General features: G+C 61.2%; 27 protein-coding genes. 13 read left to right on the top strand and 14 right to left on the bottom strand.

All coding sequences use genetic code 11. The features are described 5' to 3' along the window. Positions 1–5: 5 nt before the first annotated feature. Entirely contained in the window at positions 6–374 is a 369-nt protein-coding gene (locus E0L37_RS07630) for a MerR family transcriptional regulator (protein ID WP_133491164.1), read from the bottom strand. Between the two features lie 79 nt (positions 375–453). Here E0L37_RS07630 and E0L37_RS07625 point away from each other — a divergent pair, with 79 nt between their 5' ends. The 6 genes from E0L37_RS07625 (at position 454) to E0L37_RS07600 (ending at position 5,968) form a co-directional block, all read left to right on the top strand. Beyond that, entirely contained in the window at positions 454–1,497 is a 1,044-nt protein-coding gene (locus E0L37_RS07625; protein ID WP_133491163.1) for an SDR family oxidoreductase, read from the top strand. A gap of 85 nt (positions 1,498–1,582) precedes the next feature. Next, positions 1,583–2,077 carry a pantetheine-phosphate adenylyltransferase gene (gene coaD / locus E0L37_RS07620; RefSeq protein ID WP_133491162.1) on the top strand — a complete coding sequence of 165 codons (495 nt, stop codon included), beginning with the start codon at positions 1,583–1,585 and terminating at the stop codon, positions 2,075–2,077. A gap of 92 nt (positions 2,078–2,169) precedes the next feature. Further along, positions 2,170–3,855, top strand: a complete 1,686-nt coding sequence (gene ggt / locus E0L37_RS07615) for a gamma-glutamyltransferase (protein WP_133491161.1) — start codon at positions 2,170–2,172, stop codon at positions 3,853–3,855. Positions 3,856–3,943: 88 nt separating this feature from the next. Next, positions 3,944–4,690: a helix-turn-helix domain-containing protein gene (locus tag E0L37_RS07610; protein WP_133491160.1), complete on the top strand. Its 747-nt coding sequence runs from the start codon at positions 3,944–3,946 to the stop codon at positions 4,688–4,690. A gap of 52 nt (positions 4,691–4,742) precedes the next feature. Beyond that, complete coding sequence (locus tag E0L37_RS07605) at positions 4,743–5,102, top strand: VOC family protein (RefSeq protein ID WP_133491159.1); 360 nt, start codon at positions 4,743–4,745, stop codon at positions 5,100–5,102. A 59-nt stretch (positions 5,103–5,161) separates the two neighbouring features. Continuing rightward, positions 5,162–5,968 carry a hypothetical protein gene (locus E0L37_RS07600; protein ID WP_133491158.1) on the top strand — a complete coding sequence of 269 codons (807 nt, stop codon included), beginning with the start codon at positions 5,162–5,164 and terminating at the stop codon, positions 5,966–5,968. A gap of 19 nt (positions 5,969–5,987) precedes the next feature. Here the strand turns inward: E0L37_RS07600 and E0L37_RS07595 are convergent, their stop codons facing one another. The 6 genes from E0L37_RS07595 to serA are packed head-to-tail and all read right to left on the bottom strand — an operon-like array spanning position 5,988 to position 12,790. After that, positions 5,988–7,751 (bottom strand): monovalent cation:proton antiporter-2 (CPA2) family protein, encoded by a 1,764-nt coding sequence (locus E0L37_RS07595; protein WP_133491157.1) that lies wholly within the window; start codon positions 7,749–7,751, stop codon positions 5,988–5,990. 33 nt (positions 7,752–7,784) lie between these two features. Further along, positions 7,785–9,083, bottom strand: coding sequence for a CsgG/HfaB family protein (locus E0L37_RS07590; protein WP_133491156.1), 1,299 nt, complete (start codon positions 9,081–9,083; stop codon positions 7,785–7,787). A 30-nt stretch (positions 9,084–9,113) separates the two neighbouring features. Further along, positions 9,114–9,704: a penicillin-binding protein activator LpoB gene (gene lpoB / locus E0L37_RS07585; RefSeq protein WP_133491155.1), complete on the bottom strand. Its 591-nt coding sequence runs from the start codon at positions 9,702–9,704 to the stop codon at positions 9,114–9,116. A 39-nt stretch (positions 9,705–9,743) separates the two neighbouring features. Continuing rightward, positions 9,744–10,142, bottom strand: coding sequence for a YcfL family protein (locus tag E0L37_RS07580; protein ID WP_133491154.1), 399 nt, complete (start codon positions 10,140–10,142; stop codon positions 9,744–9,746). Then, on the bottom strand, positions 10,139–11,506 hold the full coding sequence (locus E0L37_RS07575) for a COG3014 family protein (RefSeq protein WP_133491153.1): 1,368 nt from the start codon (positions 11,504–11,506) through the stop codon (positions 10,139–10,141). Before E0L37_RS07575 ends, E0L37_RS07580 begins: the two co-directional genes overlap by 4 nt. A 54-nt stretch (positions 11,507–11,560) precedes the next feature. Then, positions 11,561–12,790: a phosphoglycerate dehydrogenase gene (gene serA / locus E0L37_RS07570; RefSeq protein WP_133491152.1), complete on the bottom strand. Its 1,230-nt coding sequence runs from the start codon at positions 12,788–12,790 to the stop codon at positions 11,561–11,563. 115 nt (positions 12,791–12,905) lie between these two features. Here serA and E0L37_RS07565 point away from each other — a divergent pair, with 115 nt between their 5' ends. Next, positions 12,906–14,300 (top strand): FAD-binding oxidoreductase, encoded by a 1,395-nt coding sequence (locus E0L37_RS07565; protein ID WP_133491151.1) that lies wholly within the window; start codon positions 12,906–12,908, stop codon positions 14,298–14,300. A gap of 36 nt (positions 14,301–14,336) precedes the next feature. Next, entirely contained in the window at positions 14,337–15,008 is a 672-nt protein-coding gene (locus tag E0L37_RS07560; RefSeq protein ID WP_133491150.1) for a fumarylacetoacetate hydrolase family protein, read from the top strand. A gap of 45 nt (positions 15,009–15,053) precedes the next feature. Here the strand turns inward: E0L37_RS07560 and E0L37_RS07555 are convergent, their stop codons facing one another. From E0L37_RS07555 to E0L37_RS07530, 6 genes are all read right to left on the bottom strand, one after another. After that, positions 15,054–15,620 carry a RimK/LysX family protein gene (locus tag E0L37_RS07555; RefSeq protein WP_133491149.1) on the bottom strand — a complete coding sequence of 189 codons (567 nt, stop codon included), beginning with the start codon at positions 15,618–15,620 and terminating at the stop codon, positions 15,054–15,056. A gap of 68 nt (positions 15,621–15,688) precedes the next feature. Further along, entirely contained in the window at positions 15,689–17,560 is a 1,872-nt protein-coding gene (locus tag E0L37_RS07550) for an MFS transporter (RefSeq protein WP_133491148.1), read from the bottom strand. Beyond that, positions 17,561–18,169, bottom strand: coding sequence for a TetR/AcrR family transcriptional regulator (locus E0L37_RS07545; protein WP_133491147.1), 609 nt, complete (start codon positions 18,167–18,169; stop codon positions 17,561–17,563). It abuts the gene before it with no gap. 85 nt (positions 18,170–18,254) lie between these two features. After that, a complete protein-coding gene (locus tag E0L37_RS07540) occupies positions 18,255–18,875 on the bottom strand; it encodes a DapH/DapD/GlmU-related protein (protein WP_133491146.1) in 621 nt (206 codons plus the stop codon). Between the two features lie 67 nt (positions 18,876–18,942). Next, entirely contained in the window at positions 18,943–19,668 is a 726-nt protein-coding gene (locus tag E0L37_RS07535) for a glutamine amidotransferase (protein WP_133491145.1), read from the bottom strand. Positions 19,669–19,772: 104 nt separating this feature from the next. Then, complete coding sequence (locus E0L37_RS07530) at positions 19,773–20,339, bottom strand: DNA-3-methyladenine glycosylase I (RefSeq protein ID WP_133491144.1); 567 nt, start codon at positions 20,337–20,339, stop codon at positions 19,773–19,775. A 199-nt stretch (positions 20,340–20,538) separates the two neighbouring features. Between E0L37_RS07530 and glyQ the strand changes: the two genes are divergently transcribed. After that, on the top strand, positions 20,539–21,543 hold the full coding sequence (gene glyQ, locus E0L37_RS07525) for a glycine--tRNA ligase subunit alpha (RefSeq protein ID WP_133491143.1): 1,005 nt from the start codon (positions 20,539–20,541) through the stop codon (positions 21,541–21,543). Beyond that, entirely contained in the window at positions 21,543–23,615 is a 2,073-nt protein-coding gene (gene glyS, locus E0L37_RS07520; RefSeq protein WP_133491142.1) for a glycine--tRNA ligase subunit beta, read from the top strand. The genes glyQ and glyS overlap by 1 nt, the downstream gene beginning before the upstream one ends. A gap of 131 nt (positions 23,616–23,746) precedes the next feature. On the opposite strand, the gene E0L37_RS07515 is transcribed toward glyS, so the two are convergent. After that, positions 23,747–24,037 carry a hypothetical protein gene (locus tag E0L37_RS07515; protein ID WP_133491141.1) on the bottom strand — a complete coding sequence of 97 codons (291 nt, stop codon included), beginning with the start codon at positions 24,035–24,037 and terminating at the stop codon, positions 23,747–23,749. A gap of 59 nt (positions 24,038–24,096) precedes the next feature. Between E0L37_RS07515 and gmhB the strand changes: the two genes are divergently transcribed. The 3 genes from gmhB to E0L37_RS07500 all read left to right on the top strand — a co-directional run bounded on the left by gmhB (position 24,097) and on the right by E0L37_RS07500 (position 25,839). Continuing rightward, positions 24,097–24,648 (top strand): D-glycero-beta-D-manno-heptose 1,7-bisphosphate 7-phosphatase, encoded by a 552-nt coding sequence (gene gmhB / locus E0L37_RS07510; RefSeq protein ID WP_133491140.1) that lies wholly within the window; start codon positions 24,097–24,099, stop codon positions 24,646–24,648. After that, positions 24,645–25,406, top strand: a complete 762-nt coding sequence (locus tag E0L37_RS07505; RefSeq protein ID WP_133491139.1) for a 1-acyl-sn-glycerol-3-phosphate acyltransferase — start codon at positions 24,645–24,647, stop codon at positions 25,404–25,406. The genes gmhB and E0L37_RS07505 overlap by 4 nt, the downstream gene beginning before the upstream one ends. Before the next feature lie 67 nt (positions 25,407–25,473). Next, positions 25,474–25,839 carry an H-NS family nucleoid-associated regulatory protein gene (locus E0L37_RS07500; protein ID WP_133491138.1) on the top strand — a complete coding sequence of 122 codons (366 nt, stop codon included), beginning with the start codon at positions 25,474–25,476 and terminating at the stop codon, positions 25,837–25,839. Positions 25,840–25,908 lie beyond the last annotated feature (69 nt).

The following is a 25,908-nucleotide window of genomic DNA, read 5'->3' as shown; positions in this document are numbered from 1 at the left end:
GTCGCTCAGGTGCCGCGTGATCGCGCGGCACTTTCCTCCAGCTTCCGCTGCTCCCGCGCCAGCAGATCACGCACCTCCGACAGCTCCGCCAGGCGCCGCTCCACGGCTTCCCGTTTTTCCGCCATCAACGCCGCCCCCCGGGCACAATCGATGCGATCATCACGTAGCGCGTCCAGCACCTCGCGAATTTCCTTGAGGGAGAACCCCAACCCTTTCAGTTGCCTCACCATGGCCACCCGCTCCACCGCCGGTTCCGGGTAATCGCGGTAGTTGTTACCACGGCGGTCCACTTCCCGCAGCAGCCCTTGTTTCTCGTAATAACGCAGGGTGTGGCGACTCACTCCGGTTCTTTGTTCCAGTTCCGCGATGCGCACCTTTTCCTCCCACCAGTATTGACCTTAGAGCATACTCTACACTTTACAGTGGCGGGCCACTCATCAGGGAGAACCCGTCATGACGCTACTGATCACCGGCGCCACCGGCTTTATCGGCCGGCACCTGTGCGCCCGGCTAACCGCCCGGAGACAGCCCGTGCTGGCGCTGATGCGCCGCCCGCAAGCGCTCGAGGAGCTCCAGGCCACCGTGGACCGGCTCGGAGGAAACAGCCACTACCTGGACGCTCTGCCGGGGGATCTGAACGCCCCTGATCTTGGTCTCGCCGGCAGCCCGCCGTCACTGGACGCGGTGGTGCATCTGGGCGCCCGTTTCGGTTGGCGATTACCCGCGGAAGCCGCGCGCCGAACCAACGTTTCCGGCAGCCTGGCGGTGGCGCGACTGGCACGGCGGCAGCAATGCCGGTTGGTCTTCATCAGCGGCTTCATGCTGGACAACCAACGCCACCTGAAACGCCTGGGACTTAACGGAGAAGATCCGGCGACCATCGACTGGCAACGGGTATACCGTCGTGCCGGGCCCTATGAAGCCAGCAAAATAGAAGCGGCGATCACGGTACGCTGGCAACTGCGCAACCAGGATTGGGTGGAAGTACAACCCGCCACGGTGGCGGGTCATAGCCGCAATGGTGATCTGGACCCGGCGCAACCCCTGCACGCCCTGATCGACAATTTGGCCCGGGGGCGGCTGGCGATGGTCCCCGGCGGCCCCGAACACTGGCTGCCATTGATTCCGGTGGATACCCTGGCCGAGATCATCGACCACGCCATCCAGGATCCGGCGCCGCCACGGCGAATCCTAGGGCTGGATCCGGATACGCCGAACCTGAAACCGATGCTGGCTTTGATCGCGGAGACTCTGGGATGCCGTTCTCCCAGGCTCCATCTTCCCATTCCGCTGCTCGCTCATCTGCTGCGGCTGCCCGCTCTGGCCCGATTCGCCAACACCGAACCCGAGGCGCTCCATTTCATTCAACCAGAGCGGTTCGACCTCAGTGCCACCATGCCCTTCCTGGAGCGCACCGGCATACGGCTCCCGCCCATGCCGCGAGTACTCCGGGCCAGTGCCGGTCACTATCTGGAAAGTCACGGACACGCACGGTAAAAACGGCAAGGTTCCGGGTAATGTGCGTGCGCGCATGGATCGCGTTATGCTTGGCGCCCCATTTCAAGGACAAAGCGAGCCGAACATGACCAATCGCGTTGTTTACCCGGGCACCTTCGACCCCATTACCAACGGCCATAAAGACCTTATCGAACGGGCCGCCGACATGTTCGATGAAGTGATCGTAGCGGTGGCCGCCAGTGAAAAGAAACGTCCGCTGTTTACTCTGGAAGAGCGCGTCGCGCTGGTGGAAGAGTGCGTTCACGACCGCGACAACGTCAGAGTGGTGGGTTTTTCCCAGTTGCTGGCCCACTTCTGTCAGAACCAGAACGCCAACATTCTGCTGCGAGGCCTGCGCGCGGTCAGTGACTTCGAATACGAATTTCAGCTCGCCAACATGAATCGCAAGCTGGCACCGGAACTGGAAACCGTGTTCCTCACCCCGGCTGAGCATCTGTCCTTTATTTCCAGCTCCCTGGTTCGGGAGATCGCGCTGCTCGATGGCGATGTTCGGGAATTCGTACCAGACAACGTGGCCATCGCGCTGGAACGCCGCAAGAAAGAACTGGCCGGCGAGTAACCACCGCCAGCCCGCTCGCTGGTGAAGACTCGTTGGTGCTCGTTGATGAAGCGAAGAACCCGCCGGTACGGATTGAATCAGGAGCTTCCCTTATGACACCGCGTTCCTTGCTGCTGTCCCTGTTCGCCGGTTTCGCATTGTTGTGCGGCACCGCCAACGCCGATGCGCCCGACGAAGCGGCCATCGCCAGTGCCCACCCCCTCGCCACCGACGCCGGTTTCGAGGTTTTGAATGAAGGGGGCAACGCCTTCGACGCCGCCATCGCGGTGGCCGCCGCCCTGGCGGTGGTGGAACCTTACTCCGCCGGCATGGGCGGTGGCGGTTTCTGGCTGCTCCATCGCCAGAAGGACGGCCATGAAACCATGGTGGACGCCCGGGAAACCGCACCCGCCGCGGCCACTGAAACGCTGTTTCAGGATGACCAGGGCAACGTTGTGCGCGACCGCGCCATCAATGGCCCTCTCGCCGCCGGCATCCCGGGCCAGGCCGCGGCCTTTGTCCACCTGAGCGAACGCTATGGCCGTCTGCCACTGGCCCGGACCCTGGCACCCGCGATCCGCTTGGCCCGTGACGGCTTTCCGGTGGAACAGCATTACCAGACACTCGCCGGCTACCGTGTGGACGTGCTCAATCGTTACCCGGAAGCGGCCGCTATTTTTCTGCGCGACGGCGGCATTCCCAAAGCCGGCACCATCATCCGCCAGCCGGATCTGGCCAGGGTTCTGGAGGCCATCGCCGATCAGGGTTTCAACGGTTTCTACCGCGGCCCACTGGCCAGGAAGATGGTTTCAGGGGTTCGCGAGGCTGGGGGCGTCTGGACTCTGGAAGACTTGGAAAACTATCGGGTAAAAGAACGGGCACCGATTGTCGGCGAGTACCGGGGAGCCCGAATCGTTTCCGCGCCGCCGCCGTCCTCCGGCGGGCTTGTGATGATGGAAACGCTTAACATCCTCAGCAATTTCAATGGCGGCGAGATTAGTAAGGACTTACTTCCGCATCTCACCGTGGAGGCCATGCGGCGCGGTTACCAGGATCGCGCACGCTATATGGGTGATCCGGACTTTGTGGATATGCCTGTGGATAAATTGGTGAGTAAGTCCTACGCCAAGGCGCGCGCCGCCGGCATCAAGCTGGACAAGGCCACCCCCAGCGCCAGTCTCGGCGACCCGGTGACGGTGGAGGAAGGCTTCCATACCACCCATTTGTCCGTGCTCGATGGTGAAGGCAACCGGGTTGCCGCCACGCTCAGCATCAATCTCCCTTTCGGCAGTGCTTTCGTGCCCCCCGGCACCGGTGTCCTGCTCAACAATGAGATGGACGATTTTTCCGCCAAACCGGGCAGCCCCAACGCCTATGGCCTGGTCGGCAGCAAGGCCAACGCCATCGCCCCGGGCAAGCGTCCCCTGTCCTCGATGACCCCGACTTTCGTGGAAACGAAGGACGGTGTTGCCATTCTCGGCACCCCCGGTGGCAGCCGTATCATCTCCATGGTGTTGCTCGGGGTTCTGGAAGCGGTGAACGGCAAACCCGTGGAAGACTGGGTCTCGCGGGTTCGCTTCCACCATCAATACCTGCCGGACGAAGTGGAAGTGGAACCGGACTTCCTGGACACCGCCGAGGCCCGTGGGCTGGCGTTACGCGGCCATACCCTGAAATCCACCGGCCGCCGCTACGGCAACATGCAGGCGATTTATTGGAATAAGCGTACCGGCGAGGTCACCGCCGCCAGTGATCCACGAGGCATTGGCGCCGCCCGGGTGCGGGCGCCGGATTCCTGAGGCGGTCCGGCGCGTGACGGCACGGAGTAACCGGGTAAGATAGGGTTGATCCGTCTCACAATGGGAGGCCTCGACGGTGGACCTGTTGATGCCGCTCGCACCGCATCCCCGGTTGCGGCGTTACATCAGCCATTACTGGCTTAGCCGGAACAGTAGCGCCGGTGACCACCGCATCCTGCCCGATGGCTGTGTGGATCTGGTCCTGACCGCCGGTCACGATCTCACCGTCACCGCCTACGGTTCCACCACCGCCCCGGGAACCGCCCGCGTACAAGCCGGCCATCACTATCTCGGCATTCGTTTCCATCCGGGACAGCACCGTCATTTTCTGCCTCTGCCGGCGGCGGAACTGCGCGATCGCGCGCTCCCTTTGCCAGACAATCGAGGACTGATCGCGACATTAGGTTCCCAAGTTTTTACCCATCCGCACCCACGTCGGATCCTCGATCAGCTGCTACTGGACTGGCTGGGGCATTATCCGGCGGAGACCGACGCCCTGGATCGTTGGCTGCTCCACGCACCCTGGAAGAGCGGTATCGCCCCTGTTTGTCATGCCTTCGGAGTGAGCAAGCGCCAACTACAAAGGCAATTTCAGCAGCGCCTGGGTATCAGTCCGGGGACCTTTCTGACCATCCGCCGCTGCCAATGGCTGATCCGAACCCTGACCCAAGAAGGCGTGCCGCCCCTGGCGGCGCTGGCCCAGGACGCCGGCTTCAGTGACCAGAGCCATATGACCCGTACCCTGAAACGGGTGATGGGCGTGACCCCCGCCGCCGCCATCCTGCCCGATCACGATGTCGCTTTTATTCAAGACGCGATGCGCGGCCCCCCCTAATCTGACACTTCCTGGCGCCGCCGAGGCGCCGTTATTCGACGGGAGATCGACGATGAAACTGTGGTCGGGTCTGGTGGTAACGAATCCCACGGCGGCGCGGGACTTTTATGTGAACCACTTCGGCAGCGAAGTGCTGTTCGACAGCGACTGGTTTGTCTTGTTGAGCCTGGGCGGCGGTGAGCTGGGCTTTCTGAAACCGGATCAGGACGCGCAGGCACCGATGTTCCGGCAAACGGTAACGAATGGGGCCTGGATTGCCGTGGACGTGGATGATGTGGAGACGCAATACCAGCGATTCCGCCATGCCGGAGTCAATATCGAGGTGCCATTAAGGGACGAGCCCTGGGGCGACCGCCATTTCGTCGTTCGTGATCCCAACGGCATCCCGGTGGACATTGTACGCCATGGGTGATGGCGCCACCGTCACCGCGGGGAGTATCCTTAAGCGGAAATCGACGGCACGGTTGCTCCATGAAGTCTCTTTTTTCCGCGCTGGTGATGGGTTTTGCTTTGCTGCTGGTCGCTTGCAACGAGGGCTCTTCCCGGCCGGCCCCCCCACCGCCGTTCTCCCATCCTCCGGGGCCTCCCGCGGTAGCGGGCGTGCCCGTGGAGACGCATCAGAGCACGGTACGGTTGTTTCTGGATCACCTTGCTCGAAGGGAGTCCAGGGCGGGATGGGATCTGCTCAGCCGGGAAAGCCGGGCGCTTTACCCCGACATCATGGCCTTCGCCCGCCAGACTTCGGAACAGGCGGAACTGGCCGCGGACTTGCTCGCCGACCCCGCCCTGACCTGGACCACCCGGGCCGTGGCGCCGGGAGCCCAGGTCGGGGTGACCACGGTATCCGGCGAAACCCGGCGTGAAGGGATGGTGGACAATGTGGCGTTCAGCTGGATCACCCGTTTCCAGCAAGGGCGTCTGACCATCGAACTGCCGCCCCAGGCGGATGACACCCTGTACCGCTGGGAAAATCCGAGCGGTACAGGGCCTGGCGGCCTTTATCAGGCAAACATGCCCCTTACTATCGCCTTTCCGGTAAACCAGGAAACAGACGTCAATAGCGTGGAACGGGTGCATGTCAGCCTGGATCAGCGTCTGAACGTGGCGCCGATGACCGCGATGGAAGAAGAAGACGGCAGTATCCGCCACACCTTCTCGCCGGAGCCTCTGGCACCCGGCCCTCACACGGCCACTGTCACCTGGTGCGATAGAGAGCTGAAGATCTGGTACCAAAGCACGGTCACCTTCATCGTTACCCCCGCTGCGGAGCCAGGCTGACCGGATGTTGTAAACGGGTTTATTCCTGCTCCCGATCGGCGCTGAGCAGGGATTGCAGTTCCTCTCGCCCACGGGCGGACAGCTCGATCAGTTTCTCCAACTCATCACGGTGAGCCACCTGTTCGCGCAGCAACCGCTCATCCACTTCACGGAAAGTACGCACCAGATCAATGGCAGTGGTTTCCGGCAGCCCCAGTTGAGTCAGTACCGCCTGACTGGCACGCAGACTGGATTCCAGCGTTTCCCGCACCACATGCTGCACGCCGAGCGCCAGCAGGGAATAAGCGTGGTGGCGGTCCCGCGCCCGGGCAATCAGCGTTACCCGCGGAAAATGCTCCAGAATCAAATGGGCGGCACGCAGCGAATCCTCCACGCCATCCACCGCCAGCACCACCACACGGGCGTGACCGATACCGGCATGGTGGAGCAAATCCAGCCGGGTGACGTCGCCGAAATACACCTGGTTGCCGTAACGCCGCACCGTATCGATGTGTTCCGGATTGGTATCCAGCGCGGTGAAGGGGATATTCCGGCTCAGCAGAATACGACCAACGATCTGACCAAAACGACCGAAGCCGGCCACCACCACCTGCGGTTCCTGATTATCGGGAATCGGCTCCTCGGGCAGGGCGGCATGGGGACGCCGTTCCGGCCAGAGCCGGGTGACCAGCTTCAACAGCAGCGGAGTGGCGGCCATGGACAGCGCCACCACCAGGTTCAAGCGACCAATATCATCGCTGCCCAACAATCCCAGGGCGCCGGCCTGAGTGAACAGCACGAAGGCGAATTCACCGCCTTGACTGAGTAGCAGCCCGAACAGCAGCGCGCCACGCCAGCTGTTGCCGGCGACTTTGGCGATCACCATCAACACCAGGGTTTTCAGCGCCAGCAGCGCTACCCCCCAGGCCAGGATATCCAAGGGCGCCCGCACCAGCAGCCGCAGGTCCATGGTCATGCCGATGGCCATGAAGAACAGACCCAGCAGCAGCCCCTTGAACGGCTGAATATCGGTATCGAGCTGCTCCCGATAGGGCGAATTGGCCAGCAACATGCCGGCCACGAAAGCCCCCAGTCCCATGGACAGGTGCAGCATTTCCATCAGGGCGGCGGCGCTGAGAACCAGCAGCAAAGCGGTGGCGGTCATCAACTCCCGGTTATGCAGCTTGGCCAGCCAGCCGAGCCAGGGGTTCAATAGGTAACGCCCAGCCAGGACCATGCCGACAAGCGCCAGCAAACCGATCAGCAGATTGGGTTTATCCGCGCCCTCGGCGCCACCGGCCAGGGCCGGCAGCAACAGCAACAGCGGGATCACCGCCAGATCCTGGAACAACAGAATGGAAAAAGCCCCTCGCCCCTGGGGGGTGCCCAGCTGCCGGGTCTCCACCAGCATTTGCACGGCGAAGGCGGTGGAGGACAGCGCCAGGGTGGCGCCAATAGCAATGGCGGCGTTGGTGGGCTCACCCCACCACAGGAAAAAGCCGGTCAGCAGGGCGGCGCTGAACAGCACCTGGCTCACCCCCAACCCCATCAATTGGCGGCGCCGCGCCCAAAGCTGTTGCGGAGCCAGCTCCAGGCCCACCACGAACAGCATCAGTACCACGCCCAGTTCGGCGAAATGCAGCACCCGATCCGCGCCCTGGATAGCCGCCAGCCCCATCGGCCCCACGATCACGCCGGCCACCAGGTAACCGAGGATGCTGCCCAGCCCCAGGCGCTGGAACAACGGCAGCAACAGCACCGCTGCGCCCAACAGCACTAACGCTTGTACGAAAAAACCTTCCATTGGCGGCTCCTAGGAATTGGCTGTCGCGGCTCGTCAGTCCCAGCGGATCGGCGCGTCCGAGGAGCCGGGGGAGGGCGGCTGTCCGGCCGGGCCTTCTCCCCCCACTGCCGCGATCCCCAGCACCCGCACCCGGTCGCCTGCCTGCACCGCGGCGGCGGCCCGCGTTACGCGCGCCAGCGCGTACCCTTCACGGGTCTCGATCACTCGGGCCCGGGTCAGCTCGGCACCGGCCAGTTGAATCGGCAAGCCGGTGTCCGGATCCTTGATCCGTTCCCCAGGCCGGTATACCGACACCATCGCATCGGTTTCCAGCCGTCCCGCACCCTGGCTCAGATAGAGCATATCGCCGCTGACTTTCAACACCCGCACCGGATACAGCACGTCGGTGGCGGCGCCACTCAAGGCCCGGGCGATACGGGGATAGAGCCGGTCGGCCAAACGCTCGGGATGACGGCGGTCCTCAATGTTCTGCTGACGTGCCCAGGCCCGCACCGTGGCCTCATCCTGTTGCCAATCGAACAGGTCGCTCCACAACACTTCACCGGTGGCGGTATCCAGCAGCCGGTAACGGACCCGCACACGGGGCTCGAACCCCTGGAAGTCGGCACCGTAAAAGCGACGTTGCCGGTCGCCGATACTGAAATCCTCGATCCGTCCCACCAGCAACACATCCGCGCCCTGCACCCGACCCAGCCGGGCCCATTCCGCCGGCTCCACGCTACCACCGGACACCGTCGCTCTTTCCCGTTCCAACGCCGCCAGATGAGCGCGATCAAGCACCCGGAACCGACCCGCCTGCGTGAAGGCATCGACCAGATCGTCCCGCAGCCGGCTTCGCACCTCGGCGGCGCCGATGGTCACTTCCCCCAATTGATATTCATTGGCACGGGTTTCGAATGGCATCACCGCGATGGCCGGCAGGTGGCCACGCCCCGGCCGCAAGGACTGATAACGCAGCACCCGGGCTTCCACGCTCGCTTTCCACAAGGCGTCGTCAACCTGTTCCACCGCCAGTACCCGATAGCCCTGCAGGCTGCCCAGGGTCGGTAATTGCGGATCCGCTACCGAGGTCTGGCTGCCAACCCAGGTGCTGACGTCCCCCTGGCGCTGACTCATCCATTGGCTGACCTGACGGCGAAAGGCGGGGTCCACCGCCAGCGCCACGCCGCCGGCCTGACGCACCGCCCCCACCAGCGCTTCGCTGACCGCGTGTTGTGGTGTTTCACCATATCCCTCGGCGGTCACCTTGACGGTTTCGGTGGCACTCCAGACCAGGCCGCTCAGCAGCAGACCGAGCGTCACCAGGAGGGTTCTATAAAACCGGATCACCATGACTGCCTCCCTGCCCATTGGGGCAGCCTGTTACAAACCAAACAGACTGCGGCTGCGGGTCTTGCGGATTTCCTTCTCGCCGGACCATTCGATAATACCGCTCTGGATGTTCAGCAGCTTGAGCGTGAATTTGTAATACACGTCCTTGGTGCTGTTGTCCCGTTTAACGATGGAAGACAGATTGCCGTAGAGCATGAACTCGGCACCGATCTGCCGGCCCATCTGGGCGGCGGTGGACTGATCCACCATGCCGGAGTCCTGCTGGTACTCCAGCTGCTGACGCACCCGGTCGACCACGGTCATATCGACGAAACGGAATTTGCCGGAGTTGATCAGCCTGGACTGGATCGTGTCGGTGATGGATTCGGTGTCCACATGCTCGCTGGTCTTGTTCTTGACCCGGTCCACGAACAGCACCGGGCGACGGTCGCGGGTGAGTTCCACCACCGGCGGGAACACCATCATGTCATCCACCATCTTGGCGGCGATCATCTGCAGATCCGAGGAGCCGAAGTCCGGAGTCACGGTCTCCCGCGCCTGGGGGTCGCCGTATTCCACTTTCGAGGCACAGCCGCTTGCCAGCAGCACCACTCCCAGCATCATCGCCATCACTATGCGCATCTTCGCTTCTCCTCGCGGGCATCCATTGGGGTCGGGGCGTTATTCACGCACCCATATTTCAAAGCGCACGGCACTGGGGTTGGGCGCCACCGCTTGCACATTCGCCTGACTGCGGCCGGCCATCACCAGTTGGCGCCAGGGTTGGGATTCCGGCGCCAGCTCAAAGCCTTGCTGGTCGAACCATTTGATCTTGTACTGGAAATCCAGTTCAAACTTCCAGCCGTTTTCCAGGGTTGCCTGCATGTACAGCAGGTCATTGACCCTCTTGCGCCGTACCTCTTCCACCGACAAACGGCTGGCCAGCAGGCTGTTATTGGAATACAGCTGCAACTGCTCGCCGTCATCCACCACTTCCAGGCGCGACATATTACTGGCCGAACAGGCCGTCAGCAGCAGCACCGCCAGCATCGGCGCGACGCGGCAAAGAAAACGGGTCATAGGGGTCCCTCCTGAACGGGTAGCACTCGGGCAACCAGACGCCCGGCGCGTTCGGTCACATGAATCAAGGTCAGGCCGCGCTCCGCAACCGGTACGGTCACGCTAGCATCGCCTCCCGGACCGCTCAACAGAACCTGTTGTTCCCCCACGGGCACGGTGACACGGCCAGCCTGGGCGTAAGCCGGCAAGCCCAGCCAGCTGCGCCGGTCAGCCTGCTCGCTGATCAGATTGAACAACTGCGTCAGGAAAGCGCCGGCACTGCCAAAATCGTCGTTGGCTTTCTTTTGCAGATTATACTTGCCGGTGGCGCGCAGCACCTGACGAATCAGCATCGCCGGCGCCTGTTCCCGCAGATTCCGTGCCGCCAGGGCGCCGACATCGGCCAGCACCCGGGTTTGCGCGGTCTGGCCCCCAATTTCAAAGGTCAGCGGGCGGGGGGCGGAGCGGGACATCACCGAATAAGAAGGGAACGCCACCAGGAACAGTCCATGCGGAGTGGGAATCGGCAGGCTCACTTCCTGCCGCGCCGGCACCTCGCCCTGTTCGTAGAGCACCGCCACGGTCCCCGTACCCTGTTCGCGATGGCCATCCAGGGCCCGGGAAACCCGCTGGACGTCCGCCTTGAGCCAGTCCGCCCGAGGATGCAGTTCCAACGCCTTCTTATAATCCACCAGGGCATCGTTGTACTCGCCGTGGGCTTCCCAGAACAGCGCCGAGAGATAGAAGGTCCAGGCGTTCTGGAAACTGCTTTTAACCGCGCCGGCGGCGGCATCCAGGCCTTCGAAATAGCCCTGGTATTGGGACAGATCCAGGGACGCCGCGTCCTCATCAACCTCGGCCAGCTCGCCCTCACGGCGCTGTTCGGCCAGGCGTTGCGCTTGCGCGGCCCGGCGCAACTCCACCGCGGTGCCGGTAACATCGCCGGCGGCCCAGTAATTCAGCGCCTGGTAACTGTGAGTAAAAATACGCTCGTAATCCGGCGCCCGGTAGGGCAGGGCGTTGTCGTTAATGAGCAAGGCGCCGGTCTGCGACGCCAGCCCGGTCACGCGGATCAGCGCCTGGGCATCGGTGTGCTCATAGTGATTGATGACATCGGCGAACACCGTCCGGCTGGCGGCGTCGTTGCCCAGGCGCTGCTGCAACAGCCCCAGTTCCTGCAGATAGAGCACCCCGTCCCGCCCTTTACCGGCACGTTCGAGGTGTTGAACGATGGCCGCGTCACGGCCAGGGGCGGGGTGAACCCAGGACTGGGCCTGACTCGGATAAGGCTGAAACAGGGAACCCACGGCACAGCCGGTAAGCCATAGCGGCATCACCAGCATCAACCAGAGTTTTTTTCCGTTCCAACCTCGGTCTGCTTCCATGACCGCCCTGAAAAGCCAGAGAGCCCGTCACCCACGGCGACGGGCCCGATCGGTTTAGAACAGCACCCGGGTGCGGATGGTGCCCTCGATGGTCCGGAGCTTCTCCAGGGCCAACTGACTGTAGCCCTTGTTCACGTCAATCACGACGTACCCGATATCCTCGTTGGTCTGCAGATACTGACCACAGATGTTGATATCGTTCTCGGAGAAAACGGTATTGATCTGGCTGAGAATGCCCGGGATGTTCTGGTGGATATGCAGCAAACGGTGCATGTCCGGATGGGACGGCAGCGCCACCTCGGGGAAGTTCACCGCACTCAGGGTGGAACCGTTGTCGGAGTAGCGGATCAGCTTCTCGGACACCTCGGTGCCAATGTTTTCCTGGGCTTCGTGGGTGGAACCACCGATGTGCGGCGTGAGAATGACGTTATCGAACTCCCGCAGCGGGCTGATGAACTCATCATCGTTGCCCTTCGGCTCCTCGGGGAACACGTCGATGGCCGCGCCCAGCAGATGACCGTCCTTGACGGCGGCGGTCAGCGCTTCAATGTCCACGACCTTGCCGCGAGCATAGTTGATCAGATAGCTCTTCGGCTTCATCGCCCGGATCTGCTCTTCCTTGATCATCCAGCGGGTAGCCGGGGTGTCCGGTACGTGCAGGCTGGTCACGTCACACATGCCCAGCAGGTCGTGGAGGCTCTGCACCTGGGTGGCGTTACCCAGCGGCAGCTTTGGCACCACATCGTAGAAGTAGACTTTCATGCCCATGGACTCGGCCAGCACCGACACCTGGGCACCGATGTTGCCGTAGCCGACGATCCCCAGCTTCTTACCGCGGATCTCATAGCTGTCCTTGGCGGATTTCAGCCAGCCACCACGGTGAGCCTCCGCGTTCTTCTCCGGAATGCCCCGCATCAGGCTGATGGTGTGCGCGATCACCAACTCCGCCACCGAGCGGGTATTGGAGTAGGGCGCGTTGAACACCGGAATGCCGCGTTTCAGCGCCGCCTTGAGATCCACCTGGTTGGTGCCGATACAGAAACAGCCCACGCCGATCAGCTTCTCCGCCGCCGCGAACACCTCTTCGGTGAGCTGGGTGCGGGAGCGGATACCCACGAAATGGGCGTCCTTGATGGCGTCGGTCAGGTCGCTGCCGGTCAGGGCCTTGGGCAGTAGCTCCACGTTGTGGTAGCCGTTCGCCTTCAGATTATCCACCGCGTTCTGGTGGATGCCCTCGAGCAGGAGGATACGGATCTTGTCCTTCTCAAGAGAGGTATGGGCCATGGGTGGTCTCTATAGCGGGCTAAATGGGCGCGTATGGTATCATAGCGCGCCCCGGATGAGAGCCACCCGGACCGGTTGCCTTTTTCAAGTTGAGTTGAGGACTGTTGGAGTCGCCATGACCGCTTTAGCCCATGCCGCCCTGGAACAATTGACCGAACTGCTCGGTGCCCGCTGCCTGACCGATCAGGACAGCGCTCAGCGCTACGGGGTGGACTGGACCAAGGTGTGGGCCCCGGCCCCCACCGCCGTGCTGCTGCCGGAAACCATTGATGAAGTGCAGCAGATCGTCGAAATCGCCAATGAGCATGGCCTGCATCTGGTGCCCTCCGGCGGCCGTACCGGGCTCTCCGCCGGCGCCGTGGCGGCCTTTGGCGAGCTGGTGGTGGCCTTCGACCGGATGAACAAAATTCTGGACTTCAACGCCTACGATCGCTCCGTCACGGTCCAGCCCGGCGTGATCACCCAACAGCTGCAGGAATACGCCGAACAGCAGGGGCTGTTCTATCCGGTGGATTTCGCCTCCGCCGGCTCCAGCCAGATCGGCGGCAACATCAATACCAATGCCGGCGGTATCAAGGTGATCCGCTACGGCATGACCCGGGACTGGATCGCCGGCCTGAAAGTGGTCACCGGCAAGGGCGAACTGCTGGAGCTCAACAAAGGCCTGATCAAGAACGCCACGGGCTATGACTTCCGCCATCTGTTCATCGGGTCGGAAGGCACCCTGGGTTTCGTGGTGGAAGCCACCGTCAAGCTCGCCCGGCAACCCAGGAATCTGACCGCCCTGGTGCTGGGCGTACCCGGCTTCCAGGAAGTGATGAAGGTGTTGCACGCCTTCCAGTCGGAACTGGACCTGACCGCCTTCGAGTTCTTCTCCGACAAGGCCATGGCCCACGTGCTGGCGCACGGTGTCTCTCGTCCCTTCGATACCGACTGTCCGTTTTATTGCCTGTTGGAATTCGAACAGGTGTCCGAACAAAGCGCCGATCAGGCGATGGCGGTGTTCGAGCATTGCGTGGAGCAAGGTTGGGTGCTGGACGGCGTGATGAGCCAATCACTACAGCAGCTGGAGCAATTGTGGCAGTTGCGCGAGCGAATTTCCGAGTCGATCGCGCCGCACACGCCGTACAAGAACGACATCTCGGTGACCATCGACAAGGTGCCGGATTTCGTCGAGGCGGTGGACAAAGTGGTCCAGGATGCCTATCCGGATTTCGAGATCGTCTGGTTCGGTCATATCGGCGACGGCAACATGCACCTGAACATCCTGAAACCGGAAGCATTGCCGAAGGAGGAGTTCTTCGAGAAGTGCAACAATGTTTCCAAGTGGGTGTTTGAAATCGTGGAACACTACAACGGCTCGATTTCCGCGGAACACGGTGTCGGCATGACCAAGAAGCCCTACCTGGGCTACTCCCGAAGCCCCGAGGAAATCGCGTATATGAAAGCGGTGAAGCAGGTCTTCGATCCGAACAACGTGATGAACCCGGGCAAGCTGTTCGACCTCTAAGCGGTCGATCATCAGCCCTTTTTCAGGATTATCGTGATGACGCCAAACTATCTTCACCGCTGGATCGACGGCTCGACCATGGACATGCCGGTGGGCAAAGTGGTGTGCGTGGGCCGTAACTACGCCGAACACGCCCGCGAACTGGGTAACGAGGTGCCGGAGCAACCCCTGCTGTTCATGAAACCCGCCTCCGCCCTGTGCAGCCTGCATGAGCCGGTGATACTGCCCAAAGGGCAGGGGGAGGTCCATCATGAAGTGGAAATGGTGGTCATGGTTGGCAAGACCCTCAGCGGCGAAACCGACCCCGAACGGGTCCGCTACGCCATTGCCGCCTACGGCGTGGGTCTTGATCTGACCTTGCGGGATTTGCAAAACACGCTAAAAGCGAAAGGACATCCCTGGGAACGCGCCAAGGCCTTCGACGGCGCCGCTCCGGTATCCGGCTTCGTCGACGCCCGTGGCATTTCCGTGCGCCAGAACCTGGAGGTGTCGCTGGAAATCAACGGCGAGCCCCGTCAGCACGGCCACACCGGGCAAATGCTGTTTCCCACCTTTGAGCTGATCGCCCATATCAGTCAGACCTTCCGCCTGGATCCCGGCGATCTGATCTTCACCGGCACTCCCAGCGGCGTTGCGGCGCTGAATACCGGCGACACGCTGACCGCCCGTCTGGGCAACATTATTCAGGTGTTTTCGGAAGTCGCCTGACCCGCGAAAGCGGACCGGCGCCACTGGCGCCGGCCAGATGGATCACTAGTCGCCGATGTCCTCGTCGTCCTTCTGATCCTTGTTATGCTTCACTTCGGACTGATCGTCACAGGTGGGCGGGTTCTGGAAGGTACTGGTGACATCCAGCAGCCCCAGATGCTGAATGGTGCGACGTCCAAGCAGCACCGGATACAACATCTCGCTACGGTCACGAAGACTGAACTGCTCCTCGTAGACGGTATCGTCCATGCAGATTTTCATCAGAACCACCGGCCGTTCATCCCGGCCTCCGGCGCCACGCACGGTCAGATCCCGGAACAGTGGCTTCTCATAACGGCGCTCCACCTCTTTGCCGCTGTTGGCGTCTTCCACATCCACCGTGAATCGGACCCAGTCCTCACCATCCTTGGTGAAGGTTTCAATGTCGGTGGCCTGCATGGAGGACGTCAAAGCACCACTGTCCAGTTTGGCTTTCATCTCAACGTCCCAGGATTCGATGGTGGTTTTTTCCACCCACCCGAACACCTTTTTCCCGTCCTGGTCCGCTTGTGCCGTGACGGTGGAAACCAAGGCCGCCACCAGGATCAGGGCAGCGCTGGAAATTCGTCTCATTGATCGGCTCCTTTTGGATCTCCATGGCAATGTCCGGAAATAGACCCGCGTCGGGTGACTTCGTTCCCTCACGGCCGCTCTCGCAACGCCAACACCGCGCTTCGCATGGTTCGCGCATCAACCGCCTCGGGTGCCACCGGTTCACCGACAGTGAGTTTGACCCGTGACCAGAAGCGCCGCGGCATGCGGGTAAGGGCAGCGCCCCCTTTATGACTGAAGAAGCTGCCCCACAAGCCGGATAATGCCATGGGCACCACCGGTACCGGGGTTTCCTTAACGATTTTTTCCATTCCGCTTTTGAATTCGCCCACTTCGCCGTCAGGTGTCAAACGGCCCTCCGGGAAAATACACACCACCTGACCGTCCGCCAATTCCTCGCGTACCCGACGGAAGGCCTGTTGATAAATATCCGGGTGTTTTTCCTTGGAGGCAATCGGAATGGTCTTGCCGGTACGGAAAATGTAATTCAGGACCGGCATGTCATAGATGGGTTTCGCCATCACGAAACGAATCGGACGGCGTACCGCACCGGCCAGCAGCAACGCATCGGTATAACTGATGTGATTGCACACCAGCAAACAAGGCCCTTCCTCCGGAATGTTTTCCAGACCTTTATGCTTCACTCGATAGATGGTGTTGGTCAGCATCCATACCAGAAGACGAATCATGAATTCTGGCACCACCGTATAGATGTACAACGCCACCACCACGTTGGCTAACGCCAGCGCCAGGAAAAACTGCGGAACGGTAAGATCCAGGAGGCCGACAAAAACAATCCCCGCCACCGCCGACGCCACCATGAGCAAGGCATTCAGGATGTTATTGGCGGCGATGATGCGGGCCAGATGTTTCGGATTGGAGCGGTGCTGGACGAACGCGAACAGCGGCACGATATAGAAACCACCAAAGATACCGACGCCAAGTAAATCGGCCATGATGCGATAGCCACCGGGCTGCTGCAGAAACTCCGATATCGACAGCTGACCGCTCAAATTCAACGACGCATAAGAGAAAAACAAATCGATACCGAACACGCTGATACCAATGGAACCCAACGGAACCAGCCCCAGCTCCACCCGCTTTCCGGATGCCTTTTCACAAAAAAAGGAGCCCAGGCCAATGCCGATGGAAAAGGTGGCCAGCAACAACGCGTACAGCCCCTCGGTACCCATCAGATAGTCATCCACATACACCTTCAACTGCGTGGTGTAAGCGGCGCCGAGGAACCAGAACCAGGAAATACCCAGCACCGACATCCATACCGATTTCACCTCGCGGGCGTAACCGACGATGTGCCAGGTTTCCTTCCACAAATTCCAATTCAGGCGCAAGCCCGGATCCGCCGCCGGAGCTTTGGGAATACCCAGGGAGCAAACAAACCCCAACACCGCCAGCCCAATCACCGCGGTACTGATTACCAGTGGCGTATTGCCACCCATTTTCAGCATCACCCCGGAAACCGAGCCCAACAGAATCGCCAGAAAGGTGCCCATTTCCACCAGGGCGTTACCTCTCACCAGCTCTTCATTGGGCAGATGCTGGGGAATGATGGAGTACTTGATCGGCCCGAAGAAAGTGGATTGCAATCCCATGAAGAACAGCACTGTCAACAGCCCGTAAACCGCGTCGAAATAAAACCCCAGCGCGGCGCAACTCATGATCACGATCTCCGCGAACTTGATCCAGCGGATCAGACTGGCGCGATCAAATTTGTCGGCGATTTGTCCGGCAAGCGCGGAAAACAAAAAGAAGGGGACGATGAACAACGCCAGAGCCACGTTATTCAGAGTATTGACTTCGGTTCCCACCACCACGCCGGAGGCGATCAGGAGAATCAATCCCTGGCGAAACACATTGTCGTTGAAGGCGCCAAGAAACTGGGTGCCGAAAAATGGACCGAACCGCCGCTTGAACAACAAGGAAAACACACTCTTTCCCATTTATTTTTCTCCTTCCCTGGCGCATGACGACAGATAATGATCGAGTAGGGACTCCAGCATCATCTCCGGTGCGATATCGCCAGCCACATTCAGTTTATTTTCCACGTGCAGCAGACAGATGCCGTGCACACTGCCCCACAACGTCCTTGCCATCACCTGCCTTTGCTTCTCATCCGCCGCTGGCACGCCCCGTTTCAGCTGCACCTCCACTTGCTCGAACATGTGCCGGGTACGATCAATATACCAGTCCGGCACCGGAGCCTGGTTCGCCATCCGGTGGCTGAACACCAACTGCCAGAGGGCCGTATGCTGTTGAGCCAGACGCAGGTACTCAAACGCCATGGCTTTCAAAACCGCCACCGGATCATCATGGTGGGTTGCCTGATCGATGCGGGCATTCAACGCATCCAATGTCTGTGCGTTCAAGTGCAGAATCAGATCATCCAGATTAACGAACAGGTGATAAAGCATCCCCGGGGTATAACCCAGTTTTCCGGCGATCTGACGAACGCTGAAATTATCCACCCCCTCCCGTTCCACCAGATCCGCCAAAGCCTGGATGGCCATGGCCCGGAGTTCTTCCTTGCTGTGCTGGTTACGCCTCGCCATTTTCCCTCCCTAAACACCGTTCAATCGGCCTAGCATGCAACACAAATAAACAGTGTTCAATAGCAGGGCATGGCGACCGCGTGCTTTATTCTACCGGCGGCGCCCCCGGCCGGCGGCCTATGGGGCGCGCCGGATTGCCCGCCACCACGCACCAGGGGGGCACGTCCCGGGTTACCACCGCCCCCATCGCCACCACCGCGTGGTCCCCCACCGTGACGCCGTCGACGATGCCGCAACGGGCACCCAGCCAGACATCCTGGCCAATACGAATGCCCCGGGACGTCACCGGTTGCTCGCGAACCAGGGCGGCGGCCTCCCTGCCATGATTGAAGGCATAAAGCGCAGCATAGGCAGCAATGCGGGTGTGGTCGCCGATCTCGATACCGGCGGCCCCGCCTTCCAGAGTGGCGTGATGGTTGATGCTGACGTGGGCCCCGAGCCGGATCGGGCCATGCAGCACAGCGTCGGCGGCGATATGGCTGTGATCGCCAACCTGGATATCGCGGCCCGGCTCGGCGAACAGGCGCGCCTGCGGTGCGACAAAACAGTGCTCACCGAAATGCACCGTTTCGAGGCGCTCCAGCTCCTTTTGCACCGCTGTCTGCCAGGGTTCCGCCCAGACCCGGTGCCGCTGCTTGAGCCGGGGATACAGCCAGGGCATATACGCCAGGCGCAGTTTGTGTTGTTCGCGGTAGGAGTCGCTCATGGCCTTGGTGAAGAAATGGCGAATACGGCATCCTACACCAAGCGCCGCCCGCCTACCGCCTGAGCGCCTAAGCAGCGCAGAGGTCTTGTACCAGTTGTCCGAAGCGACTCAGCACCTCATTGGCACCGGGGCACTCGCGGACTTCGGCCATGACGTCCGCGGCACGCTGGCCACTGATACTCCGTCCACGCAAGGCTTGCAGATAGGCCCGGGTGATATCCGCGCTGAACTCCGGGTGAAACTGACACCCCCACACCCGTTGCCGGTAGCGAAACGCCTGGCAGGCGTCGTGGCCGTTGCTGGCCAACACCGTCACCTCCGGCGGCGCCACCAGCACCGACTGCTGGTGCACCATCTGCCCCCAGGGCTGCTGGCAAAGTCCGGCGAACAGAGGATCCCGGGCCGCGTCCGGGGCCATTCTGAGCGCCACCGTGCCAACCTCCATGCCCTGCGGGTGGTCTCCCACTTCACCGCCAAGCAGTTTCGCCAGCAGTTGATGACCGAAGCAGATTCCCAATACCGGCGGCGCCGCTGGATGGGTGATGGCGTCATCGAGCCAGTCGGTCAATCGCACCATCCAGGGTGCCCGTTCGGTCACCATGGCATGGGAGCCGGTGATGATCACCGCCGCGATACCGTCCGCCGCCGGCAATGGCACCGGCTCACGCACATCACAGACCTGTATCGCGCAGCGATCACCAAGCCCCCGGGCGATCCAGTCCTCGAAGTCCCCGTAATGCCCGATCAGTTCGGGGTAGGTACTGCCGGCCTTTATTATCAACACCGGTTTCATGGGAGCCTCCTTCACCAGTCCCTGGGTTGCGTTCCCCAGTGCCTCAGCAAAGCCCATACCAGCTCTGGCGCCGTCGTTGTAAAAGTTTTCAATCCGGCCGGTTTTTACCCATCGGACAGCTGCCGATGGCGCGGACAACTGATCAGATGGTCGTTCACCAGGCCCGCGGCCTGCATAAAGGCATACATGATGGTGGGGCCGACGAAACGAAAGCCTTTCTTCTTCAATTCCCGGCTCATGGCTTCGGCGGTGGGGGTGACCGCCGGCACTTCTGACAACGACCGATAGTGGTTTATCCGGGGCGCGCCATCGACGAAGCCCCACAGCAGGGCATCCAGAGTCTGGCCTGCCTCACGCAGGTCCAGATAGGCCTGTGCGTTCCCCACCGCCGCTTTCATTTTCAACCGGTTGCGGATCAGCCCCGCATCCTGCAGCAGTTGCTCCAGCTTGCGCTCGCCATAGCGGGCGATCTTTTCCGGGTCAAAGCCATCCAGGGCCCGCCGGTAGTTTTCGCGTTTGCGCAATACCGTGATCCAGCTGAGGCCGGCCTGCGCCCCTTCCAGAAGCAGAAATTCAAACAATCGGCGATCATCGTGTTCCGGTACCCCCCACTCCTGATCGTGGTAGGCCACGTACAGGGGGTCGGTACCGCACCAGGGGCATCGTTCCATGGGCGATCTCGGTGAAGGAATGTCGGGTTCCGGGCCACGGTATCACCGGCCCCTGGGGAACGCTATACTTGCGGTCTTCGTTTCACGAGCCCGTCTCTCTCCCTCCCGAACACGGGGCCAGCGCCACCGTGGAGGGCATGGCATCGCCGCCAGGAGCGCGGGCTCGCACCGGTGCACCAGAGGATTAACAGGAAGCGACATGGCGGATCAACCGCAAGCGGACGTGATGACCTTTCAGGGCCTGATTCTGGCCCTGCAACAGTATTGGGCCGAGCAGGGCTGCGTGGTCGTGCAGCCCTTGGACATGGAAGTGGGCGCGGGGACTTTCCACCCCTCCACCTTCCTGCGCGCCATTGGCCCGGAAAACTGGAACAGCGCCTATGTGCAGCCGTCCCGGCGGCCCACCGACGGCCGTTATGGGGAAAACCCCAATCGACTGCAGCACTATTACCAGTTCCAGGTGGTCCTCAAACCGTCCCCGGACAACATTCAGGAATTGTACCTGGGCTCCCTGCGCCTGCTCGGCTTCGATCCGCTGGTGCACGATATCCGCTTCGTCGAGGACAACTGGGAATCCCCCACGCTGGGCGCCTGGGGGTTGGGCTGGGAAGTGTGGCTCAATGGCATGGAAGTGACCCAGTTCACCTACTTCCAGCAGGTCGGCGGTATCGACTGCTACCCGGTCACCGGTGAGATCACCTATGGTCTGGAGCGTCTGGCCATGTACATTCAGGGCGTGGATTCGGTCTACGACCTGGTCTGGTCCGATGGCCCCTTCGGCAAGGTCAGCTACGGCGATGTCTATCTGCAAAACGAAGTGGAGATGTCCACCTTCAACTTCGAGCACGCCAACGTCGAGGCACTGTTCAAGCAGTTCGACCTGTTTGAATCCGAATCCACCAAACTGATTGCGGCGGGCCTGCCGCTGCCTGCTTATGAATACGCCCTGAAAGCTTCTCACACCTTTAACTTGCTGGATGCGCGCAAGGCTATCTCGGTGACCGAACGTCAGCGCTTCATTCTGCGTGTGCGCACCCTGGCCCGGGCCGTGGCCCAGGCCTACTTCGATGCCCGCCGCAAACTGGGCTTCCCCATGGCCGATCCGGCCATCCGTGAGGAAGTGGAAGCGGAGCTGGCAAAGCAGGACGAGAAGGCGGCAAAAAAAGCGTCCGCCGAGAAAGGCGATAAGAAGGGGAAGAAATAATGTCCCGGGATTTACTGATCGAGCTGGGCACCGAGGAATTGCCCCCGAAGGCGTTGCCAACTCTCAGCGCGGCGCTCACCGAGGAGTTCGTGCGGCAACTGGACGAGGCCGGACTGCAACACGGCGAGGTGAAAAGCTTCGCCGCGCCACGCCGGCTGGCGGTGCTGGTCCGTGACCTGGACGAAAAACAGGCCGACCGTGATATCGAGCGTCAGGGCCCGGCGGTACAGGCGGCGTTCGATGCCGAAGGCAATCCGACCAAGGCCGCCCAGGGCTTCGCCGCTTCCCTGGGGCTGACCGTGGACCAGTTGGACCGCCAGGACACCGGCAAAGGGGAACGCCTGATTGCCCGTATCACCGAAGAGGGCAAGGCCACCACCGAGCTGGTTCCGGCATTCTTCGCCCAGGCGATCCAGAAGCTGCCGATTCCCAAGCGCATGCGCTGGGGCAGCCGCAAGGTGCAGTTCGTGCGCCCGGCACATTGGCTGGTGGCATTGTTCGGCGACGAGGTCGTACCGTTCGAACTGCTGGATCTGCAATCCGGCCGCACCAGCTATGGCCACCGCTTCCACGCGCCGGGAGCCATTGAGCTGAGCCAGGCCGGTGACTACGCCGAGCGCCTGGAAAATGAAGGGCATGTGATCGCCGATTTCGACCGCCGCAAGGCGATGATCGAAGAGCAGACGATTGCCGCGGGCAAACAGGCCGGCGGTACCGCGCGGATCAACCCGGAGCTGCTCGACGAGGTCACCGCCCTGGTGGAATGGCCGGTGGCACTGACCGGCGGCTTCGACGAGGATTTCCTGCGCGTTCCCCAGGAAGCTCTGATCAGCGCCATGGAAGAACACCAGAAGTATTTCTCCGTGCTCGACGCCGACGGCAAGCTGATGCCGAAATTCATCACCATCAGCAATATCCAGTCCAAGGATCCCCAGCAGGTGATCGCGGGTAACGAGAAGGTGATCCGCCCCCGCCTGGCCGACGCCGCCTTCTTCTATGACAACGACTGCAAGAAGACCCTGGCGCAACACGCCGAGGGCCTGGCTCAGGTGGTGTTTCAGCAGCAGCTGGGCACCGTGGCCGATAAATGCCAGCGCATCGGGGCCCTGGCGGCTGTGATCGCCGAACAAATCGGCGGTGATAGTGCACATGCCAAGCTGGCGGGTGAACTCAGCAAGGCCGATCTCAACAGCGAGATGGTGTACGAGTTCGACACCATGCAGGGCATCATGGGTTACTATCTGGCCCAACGCGAAAGCCAGCCCGAGGACGTGGCCGAAGCGCTGTACGAGCAATACCTGCCCCGTTTCGCCGGCGACAAACTGCCACAAAGCAAAACCGGCATGGCGGTCTCCCTGGCCGACAAGATCGACACTCTGGTTGGGATCTTCGGTATCGGTCAGAAGCCCAGCGGCACCAAGGACCCCTATGCCCTGCGGCGGGCGACGCTCGGCGTACTGCGCATCATCATCGAAAACCAGCTGGAACTGGATCTGCGCGACCTTCTGGATCAGGCCGCCACCCAGCTTGGTGATCGTATCGACGCCGCTCAGGTTGATGAAGCCTTCGACTTCATCAAGGGCCGTTACCGGGCCATGTACCAGGAACAGGGTATCGCCACGCCGGTGATCCTGTCGGTGCTGGCCATCGAGGACGCCTGCCGCAAGCCGCTGGATTTTGATCGCCGGGTGAAAGCCGTGGCCGCGTTCCAGCAGCGGGAGGAAGCCCAGGCTCTGGCCGCGGCCAACAAGCGGGTCTCCAATATTCTGGCCAAGCTGGAACAAGCCCCGCCGGAAGAAATCGATGGCGCCCTGTTGGAAGACGAAGCGGAACAGGAACTCACCAATCTGGTGGTGGCCGCCTACGAACAGTCCGAGCCGCTGCTGGAGCGGGGCGACTACCAGGCGGTGCTGGAACTGTTGGCGGAGCTGCGTGCCCCGGTGGACGCCTTCTTCGAAAGCGTGATGGTGATGGCCAAGGACCCGGCGGTTCGCGACAACCGCCTGGCCTTGCTGAGTTTTCTGCGCGACCTGTTCCTCAACGTGGCCGACATCAGCCTGCTGCAGGAGTAGGCTCGGTGTTGCCCGGACAGGCGCTGGCGAGATCCACGTTCGCGCGGATCTCGTCCGCCTTCTTCTCCGCCACCAGGCACCGGTCCACATGAGGTGATTGCGAAACAGGTGGGGCGGGGTCGCCGTGATAATCACAAAACAACAGCAAAGCGCTCGCCCGCTGACATATTCAACACCGTGGTTTTGCCCACTCCATTGGGACCAGTCAGACTGGTCAACGCCCCCCAATTAAGACCACTGACCGCTTTTACACCACCAAAGGCCATGGTCAGCCCCCGCACCTGCGGACCATGACGGGGACGCGCATCCAGAACGGGTTCGGCGTCCTCCCCGAAGGGCAGGTTGGTAGCGCTGTCCTTGACTCGGCGGCCCATCCACGCCGTCAGCCAGCCCATCAAACCAAAGAGTAATCCGCCTTTCACATACCTTGCCGCTGCGCCGGGAGCTTTCTACACTGGGGCCCTTTTACGGGCAGGCCTCAATGACCAACAAGCTGATCATTCTCGACCGGGACGGTGTCATCAACGAAGACTCCGATGCCTACATCAAATCTCCCGGGGAATGGAGTCCGATCGCCGGCAGCGCCGAGGCCATTGCCCGTCTGAATCGGGCCGGTTATCGGGTGGTGGTCGCCACCAACCAGTCCGGTGTTGCTCGAGGCTATTACGATCTGACCACCCTGCAGGCGATTCACCAACGCATGGCGGCTCACCTGGCCAGCGTCGGCGCCCATCTGGATGGCATCTATTTCTGCCCCCATGGCCCAGACGATGGCTGCGATTGCCGTAAGCCTCTCCCCGGCCTGATCGATCAAATTGTTGCCGATTATGGCGATGTGGCCTCCGTACCCCTGGTCGGTGATAGCCTTAGGGACCTGCAGGCCGGAGTAGCCCGAGGCTGCCGGCCGGTCCTGGTACTCACCGGGAAAGGGCTGCGCACTCAGGCAAAGGGCCTGCCCCCCGAGCTGGGCACGGTGGAGATCCACGACTCTCTGGCCCGCTTCGTCGACCATTTTCTCAAGGACTCCGAATGAGCGGATTTCCGCGTGAAGTCCGGGTAACCTGGAATATCCGGATACGCAGCTTGTTGTTTTTCCTGCTCTATAACCTCGCGGGTATTGTCCACAGCCTTGTCTGTGTATTGATTGGCCCGTTTCTGTCGTTCCAAAAACGTCACACCCTGGTCAACCTCTGGACCCGATTCGCCATGTGGCTGTTACAGAGACTCAACGGCGTGCGCTTCAGGGTGGAAGGGAAGGAACACCTGCAAGGCCAGGCCGCGGTGATTATCAGCAACCACCAGAGCAGTTGGGAAACCTTTTACCTACAGCTATTAGTGGGCCCCCAGGCCACGGTTCTGAAACGAGAACTGTTATGGCTTCCCTTTTTCGGCTGGGCTCTGGCATTACTAAAACCCATCAAAATAGATCGTGGAAAAGGCAGGGCGGCTCTGAAAGCGGTTATTCAACAAGGGGAAGAGCGTCTGCGCTCCAACATACCGGTGGTTATTTATCCTGAAGGTTCACGACAGCCGCCGGGATACATCGGCCATTTCAATAGTGGCGGAGCTCTTCTGGCCAGCCGCTCAGGCTTCCCGGTAATCGCGGTGACCCATAATAGCGGTGACTGCTGGCCGGCTCGTTCCTGGCTGCGATTACCGGGCACTATTACGCTTCGTATAAGCCCTCCAATGGATACTCGTAATAAAGACGCTAAAACCGTTACCCGGGAGGTAAAAAACTGGATTGTGATGAATTACCCGGGTGAATTGAACAAAATGGATAACGATTAATTGCGTTTCATTTGCAGAGTATTTAAAGTCCTGGCTGAGCTGATTTAACCAAGAAGGAACGCCAAGAATGACTATTAATCTCGACGACCTTTCCGTAGCTGAATTGGAAAAGCTGATCAAGCAGGCGGAGAGAAAGCTGGAAAAGAAACGCCGTGACGCAGTGAAAAGCGCTCAGGCGGAAATCGAAAAGATCGCCAAGGATTTGGGCGTTTCCGTCGAAGATCTTCTCGACGAGAAAACCACCGGTCGCAAAAAAGCGGCTCGTAAGGTCACTCGCAAGAAGACGACGAAAGTGGCCGTTCGCAAACCGGCCAAGATCAAGTACCGTAATCCGGCGGACAGCTCTCAGACCTGGACCGGCCGCGGTAAGCGTCCTGTATGGCTGAGAGAAGCGTTGGAAAAAGGCGGCAAGCTGGAAGACTACGAGGTCTGATTTCCACCAGCAGGCTACCTTCTGACACAAAAAGGGCTCCCATCGGGAGCCCTTTTTGTTGGTGAGGCG

Origin of the sequence: Alcanivorax sp. 24 (assembly GCF_004360225.1) — a bacterium.
In the GTDB taxonomy this organism is placed as follows: Bacteria; Pseudomonadota; Gammaproteobacteria; order Pseudomonadales; family Alcanivoracaceae; genus Alloalcanivorax; species Alloalcanivorax xiamenensis.
This window is presented reverse-complemented; position numbering and strand designations above follow the sequence as displayed.

Coding starts and splice junctions, on each gene's coding strand:
- lpoB (WP_133491155.1), bottom strand. CDS start 9,704: ATGCGCATAGTGATGGCGATGATGCTGGGAGTGGTGCTGCTGGCAAGC.
- E0L37_RS07545 (WP_133491147.1), bottom strand. CDS start 18,169: ATGGCGAGGCGTAACCAGCACAGCAAGGAAGAACTCCGGGCCATGGCC.
- E0L37_RS07580 (WP_133491154.1), bottom strand. CDS start 10,142: ATGACCCGTTTTCTTTGCCGCGTCGCGCCGATGCTGGCGGTGCTGCTG.
- E0L37_RS07565 (WP_133491151.1), top strand. CDS start 12,906: ATGACCGCTTTAGCCCATGCCGCCCTGGAACAATTGACCGAACTGCTC.
- glyS (WP_133491142.1), top strand. CDS start 21,543: ATGTCCCGGGATTTACTGATCGAGCTGGGCACCGAGGAATTGCCCCCG.
- E0L37_RS07595 (WP_133491157.1), bottom strand. CDS start 7,751: ATGGAAGGTTTTTTCGTACAAGCGTTAGTGCTGTTGGGCGCAGCGGTG.
- E0L37_RS07575 (WP_133491153.1), bottom strand. CDS start 11,506: ATGGAAGCAGACCGAGGTTGGAACGGAAAAAAACTCTGGTTGATGCTG.
- E0L37_RS07550 (WP_133491148.1), bottom strand. CDS start 17,560: ATGGGAAAGAGTGTGTTTTCCTTGTTGTTCAAGCGGCGGTTCGGTCCA.
- glyQ (WP_133491143.1), top strand. CDS start 20,539: ATGGCGGATCAACCGCAAGCGGACGTGATGACCTTTCAGGGCCTGATT.
- E0L37_RS07560 (WP_133491150.1), top strand. CDS start 14,337: ATGACGCCAAACTATCTTCACCGCTGGATCGACGGCTCGACCATGGAC.
- ggt (WP_133491161.1), top strand. CDS start 2,170: ATGACACCGCGTTCCTTGCTGCTGTCCCTGTTCGCCGGTTTCGCATTG.
- gmhB (WP_133491140.1), top strand. CDS start 24,097: ATGACCAACAAGCTGATCATTCTCGACCGGGACGGTGTCATCAACGAA.
- E0L37_RS07555 (WP_133491149.1), bottom strand. CDS start 15,620: ATGAGACGAATTTCCAGCGCTGCCCTGATCCTGGTGGCGGCCTTGGTT.
- E0L37_RS07625 (WP_133491163.1), top strand. CDS start 454: ATGACGCTACTGATCACCGGCGCCACCGGCTTTATCGGCCGGCACCTG.
- E0L37_RS07535 (WP_133491145.1), bottom strand. CDS start 19,668: ATGAAACCGGTGTTGATAATAAAGGCCGGCAGTACCTACCCCGAACTG.
- coaD (WP_133491162.1), top strand. CDS start 1,583: ATGACCAATCGCGTTGTTTACCCGGGCACCTTCGACCCCATTACCAAC.
- E0L37_RS07600 (WP_133491158.1), top strand. CDS start 5,162: ATGAAGTCTCTTTTTTCCGCGCTGGTGATGGGTTTTGCTTTGCTGCTG.
- E0L37_RS07530 (WP_133491144.1), bottom strand. CDS start 20,339: ATGGAACGATGCCCCTGGTGCGGTACCGACCCCCTGTACGTGGCCTAC.
- E0L37_RS07590 (WP_133491156.1), bottom strand. CDS start 9,083: ATGGTGATCCGGTTTTATAGAACCCTCCTGGTGACGCTCGGTCTGCTG.
- E0L37_RS07540 (WP_133491146.1), bottom strand. CDS start 18,875: ATGAGCGACTCCTACCGCGAACAACACAAACTGCGCCTGGCGTATATG.
- E0L37_RS07605 (WP_133491159.1), top strand. CDS start 4,743: ATGAAACTGTGGTCGGGTCTGGTGGTAACGAATCCCACGGCGGCGCGG.
- E0L37_RS07500 (WP_133491138.1), top strand. CDS start 25,474: ATGACTATTAATCTCGACGACCTTTCCGTAGCTGAATTGGAAAAGCTG.
- E0L37_RS07505 (WP_133491139.1), top strand. CDS start 24,645: ATGAGCGGATTTCCGCGTGAAGTCCGGGTAACCTGGAATATCCGGATA.
- serA (WP_133491152.1), bottom strand. CDS start 12,790: ATGGCCCATACCTCTCTTGAGAAGGACAAGATCCGTATCCTCCTGCTC.
- E0L37_RS07610 (WP_133491160.1), top strand. CDS start 3,944: ATGCCGCTCGCACCGCATCCCCGGTTGCGGCGTTACATCAGCCATTAC.